Genomic DNA, 4,846 nt, shown 5'->3' with positions numbered 1-4,846 from the left:
CCACAGCTCCAGCTGGCCCTTGTCGTTGGCCATCACCACCTGCTCCAGCGCCGCCTGGGTCGACAGGCCGCTGGCGTTGCCGGGCAGGTCGGCCACCTGCCACAACACCTCCTGCAGCGAGCGCTGGGTATCCAGCACCCGCAACCGAGACCCTTCGAGTACCGTCCAGGCAATGCCGTCGAACTCGCTCGCCACGTAGCCGAGCTCTGCCACGCCCAGATCGGTCACGCGGCGATGGGTCAGGTCCAGTCGGCTGACGCGCCAGAGCTGGTCGCGCGGCGCCATCACCAGCGCCACCTGGCGGCTGTGGGCGATCACGATCCGATAGGCCGGCACGGCGAAACGCACCACGACCTTGCCGTGCTGGTCGACGATGGCGGCGCCGGCTTCACCTAACGCCACGAGGTAGCGGCCATCGTCCAGCGCCGCGACGTCGCAAAGCCCCAGGTTGCCCGCGTCGGGCACTACCCCGGTCAGGGCTTCGTTGCGCTGCGCCAATGGCTGCGCCTCGTATGCCGGCAAGCGCGTGGTGGGCAGGTCCACCTCGTGCAACCTGTCGCCCCCGAGCGTCAGCAGGCGCTGCAGATCGTTGCGGACCAATGCGCCGCTGCCGGCGGCATGGTCGGCCACAGAGGGCGGGCCGATGATGCGCGCGAGCTGCACAGTCCCTGGATGCTTCTCCTTCAGCGCGAGGATCGCCTGGGCCATGGCATTGCGCTGCGCATGGGCATCCGGGTCGTCGCGCAGTTCTTGCAATCGCGCTACGCAGTCTTGCAGCGTGTCGAGCAGCAGCACGGCTCGTTTGACCAAGGCCGCGGCGCTGAGCCGGCCACCGGCAGCTTCGGCGCTCATCAACCAGGCCACGGCCTGCTGCCGGCGCCCGGCCAATGGCCAGATGACGTCGAGTGCGCCCAACCAGTCTCCACGCGCGGCCAGCGCCTGCGCCCACTCTTCGCGCAACCGGGCGGCCACATCTGGCCACTTCTTTTCCAGCTGAAGCACGGCGCTGGCAAAAGCGTTGTCGCGCCGAGCCACAGCCACGGCGCGGCGCCAATCACCGGCCAGACAGTGCAGGCGCACGATCACATCGGCCGGCTGCTCCCATGCCAACGCCAGCTCGGCGGCCTGTGCGTGGCGCCCGTGTTTTTCAAGGTAGTCCAGCGCTTCGAGCTTGGCCTCCAGCAACTCGGCCAGCACGAAGACAGCTTCGTCGATGCGGCCTTCGCGGTCCAGCTTCTCGAAGCTTTGGCGGTACAGGCGACGCAGGTAGCTGTTGAGATCGTTGCCCAGATGGATGCTGGTGCGTGCACCGACGCTACGGGTGAGCGACAGGTCCTCGCGCGGGCCCGGTGTGCCGAAGGCTTGCCCGAGCGAACCCGCGTCGCCACCCAAGGGGATGGCGTGTCGCAGCGCTTCTTCCAGCTTGCCGGACTCGAACAGCTCCATCATCTTGCGCATGTAGGCCGCCTGGCGCCGGCCGAGCAAGCGCGAGACCTGCGAGGTGATCGCCAGCCGCGCCAGCCAATCACGCCACGCCTGTGGTTTCGACTTGGCCTGGCGGGCCGGGATCTCGCCGCCGGCAGACTTGCCCCCACCCGACTTTTTCGCCCCGTCGGCTGCGGCGCCGGCACCGAACGCCGCCTTGCCGCCCATGACCCACGCCGTCCCGACAGTCAGGAGGCTCCACACCACGTAAGCGACCAGCAACGCCACCAGCAGGCCTGGCCACGAAAATTGCTCAAGACTGCTACGCAGCAGCGTCAACGCGGCCAGCACGGCGACGCCAATGGAGAGTCTGCCTCCGATGGCCCCAACCGATCGGAGGAAGCCATTGCCGCCGCTCGCGCGGGCGACCCGGCCGCTGCGCCCCGCCTGACGGTCAGTGCCGGTCGGGCGCCCAGACGTGCGCTCCGCCATCTGACGCAAGAACTCACGCTGCTCTTCGCTCGGCGCCGGCACCTTGCCGTTCAGAACATCGCGCAGCGCACGTGCCTCGGGCGGGCCTACGTCGACCATCACCGGCAGCGCTTCGCGGCAGTCGTAGGTGTCGTGCAACGCGTGGCCATCGACGGCCAGCCAACGGGCAGGATCCAGTGCCTGCCCATCGGCCAGGTTCAACCCGGTCACCTGGCCGCCTTCGACGATCCAGACATCCGCCGCAGGCGCATCTGCCGCTTCGGCCGCTGTCATCGGGGCGGAGCAAAGGCCATGGCCGCGAATACGCAGGGGCCAACCGCCGAGCGCATCACAAGGCATCTCGATCGGCTCGGCAAAGCGCAACAAATCGCCTTGCGCGAAGCGCAGCGCCACTGAGCCCGGGCGCCATTGCGCCAACAGGCGGCGCGCGCGCTCGGGCTCGGCGTACCAGTCGGCCGGAAACCAGACCGCCGCGACCGGTTGCACCCCTTGCAGCAGGGGCTGCTTGACTGCGGACGCGCGGGGCACGAACTCAAGCTTCATCTTGCACCTCCGCCCCCTCGGCCGAGCCCGAGGAGTGAACGGTCAAGCTCAAACCTTGCTCGCGCGGCGACCACACGTGCAGCGTGCGCTCGCGGGTCAACATGGCCACGAGCGCACTGTTGGGGCAGACCGACACCCGCTCGATCGGCGCCGCCGTCTGCCAGACCAGCGCGGTTTGCGTCGGCGACTCCAGCCGGATCTGCCGACGGTTGGCGGACTGGACCACCAATGCATAGCCAGGTTTCTCATGCAGACGCACCAGCCCGACGGCGTGTTCGCCTGCCAGCAACCGGGCCTCCCAGCTGCCCGGGCCCGATGGCGAACCTGGCTGCTCCTCGAAGACACGCCAGCCTTCTACATCGTCGCCAACCGACATGCGCACCGCGACGCCGCCAAACCCGTAGTACCACCGCCCACCACCGGCGATGAATGCCTTGGTATCCGGGCCTGGGTCCAGCGAGAGATTCAGCGTGTGCTGGTTCATTCCTGATCTAAGGGTCCCGGCAAAGCGCACCCAGATTCGACCGGCATCGCGGCTCACATAAACCATCCGCAGGCCCGCGATGGCGGCCATCGCCAGCACGTTCTTGTCGACAAGCTGGGGTTGCATGTCCCTGACGGGAGTGCCCGAAACGTTCTCGGTGATCCAGAACACCAGGCGGTCCGCGGCGTCGATCACGTAGGCGCCCCGCTTGTTGCCTTCGCGGCCCCACAGCAAGGGCAGCAACGCGCCGCGACCGGGCGACGCCTCAAAGACTTCGCGCTCTGGACGGGCCTGCTTGCCCATCTCGGCCATCTGCCAGAACTGCAAATGCTCTGGGCCGCTCAGCAGGCCGCCAAAGACCTTGCCGAAGAACGCAGCGGCCARAGGCTGAAACCCTTTGGACCAGTTTTGCCGCTGAGGCTTGTGGCGCTTGGGGTCGACGCCAGGCAGCACTTGAAAGACCATGGCGCCGCGCTCATCCAGCAACGGCACGGCCACGCGGTGGCCTTGCGCGGCAATGATGGGCGCAAAGCGCAGCGAGAGCTTGTCCGAGCGAATGGCTTGTGGCGCCGCCGACGGCGCGTCGCTCTGAAACCGCCCCTTCAGCAGCAGTGCCCCCGCATCAGGAGCCGGCAGCGGCAACTGCAGCGTGCGAAGGGCCGTGCCGGCGCGCAGGCTCACGTCCAGCGAATCGCCGCCCAGCCCTCGCCGAAGCTGGACCGCGTGGGTCGGTGGGCTCGCCATGCGCCGGGCCGCATCGGTCTCGTGCCCCACCAGCCAGCATTCGCCCATGCTGTCGGCATGAGCGGCCAGCCAGTCCGACCATTGGCTCCAATGCCCGGTGTCGGCACTGTCGAAGCAGCGCGTCGAGAGGAACTTCTTCAGATCTTCTGGCGAGCCTGYGGTGAACCAATGCCCTGGCCGCTGCAACGAGCCCCAGCGCAGTTCGCCGCCAGCGTCCACCGCACGGCGGGCCAGCAGAATCCACAGCGCCAGTTGCGCCAGCCGCGGCGCGCCGAGCTGCCAAGGGCCGGTGTCCAGAATCGCCACCACCAGCTTGTCAGCCGAGCGGGCTTGCAGGCGCGGAGCCAGGAACAGGTGCTCGCTGCTCGCCGCGCGACGCAAGAACTCGTCCGGCAGTTCGGTGGCCAGCAGCCACTCGGTGGACAGCAAGCGCTCGTAGGCACCTTTCCGGCGCAAGTCACCCACGCCGTCGGRCTCGTCCGGCCCGCCTTGATGCTGGCCTTTGAAGCGGCCCAGCAAAGGGTGCAGGCGAATCAGCAACGGGCCCAGCTCGGCCACCAGCTCCGGCTTGAACCACGCCAGCCAGGGCGCCCAGCCCTGTAGCGCCGCGGGCAACGGCATCGTGCTCATGGAGCGCCCACCCCACCCAGCCAGTGCGCCTCGATCCGTGCCAGATGGGCTGGCGACAGCGGCAGCAACCGATCCAACGGCACGATGGCCGCGGGCGCCGGCCACAACAGCAGCGGCTGGCGGCCGTGTCGCGCCTGCATAGCCTTGGCCAGCAGATCGACGGGGAGATCGGGCTGCTGCAGCGTCGGCAACCACAGACCAGGCGCTGCCGCAGCCGGCGCCGCATAAGCCGCGCCATCCACCCAGGGCAGCATGTCGGCTTGCTCGGCGCTGACCACCAGCACGTCGCGGCTGGCGGTGGCTTGCAGGCCCGACAGCCGCGCGTCGTCCATCGCCTTCAGGCGCGTCAACAAACGCTGGGCGGCTTCGCCCCAGGCCACCAGGCCTCGCGGCTCCGGTGCCTCCGCGCGGCGCACCCAGCGCCAGCCTATCGTTCCAGCCAGGCTCACGCCGGCACGACGAGAAGCGCGGCGAGCTGCGCCCGCAACGGCGCCAGCTCGGCCGGCAGTGTGTCAGCAGAGAAGTTGG

3 protein-coding genes are annotated in these 4,846 nt (G+C 68.8%); all 3 read right to left on the bottom strand.

Going from position 1 to position 4,846, the window contains the following annotated elements; genetic code table 11:
• The coding region (locus AC1DYI_RS26680) for a bpX6 domain-containing protein (protein WP_477207150.1) at positions 1-2,460 on the bottom strand (2,460 nt) is incomplete at its 3' end.
• On the bottom strand, positions 2,450-4,318 hold the full coding sequence (locus tag AC1DYI_RS26675) for a hypothetical protein (RefSeq protein WP_477207149.1): 1,869 nt from the start codon (positions 4,316-4,318) through the stop codon (positions 2,450-2,452). The genes AC1DYI_RS26680 and AC1DYI_RS26675, both read right to left, overlap by 11 nt.
• Positions 4,315-4,767, bottom strand: coding sequence for a bpX5 domain-containing protein (locus AC1DYI_RS26670; protein WP_477207148.1), 453 nt, complete (start codon positions 4,765-4,767; stop codon positions 4,315-4,317). Before AC1DYI_RS26670 ends, AC1DYI_RS26675 begins: the two co-directional genes overlap by 4 nt.
• Positions 4,768-4,846 lie beyond the last annotated feature (79 nt).

The sequence above is a fragment of the Ideonella sp. P3_A4 genome (assembly GCF_056403075.1).
This window is presented reverse-complemented; position numbering and strand designations above follow the sequence as displayed.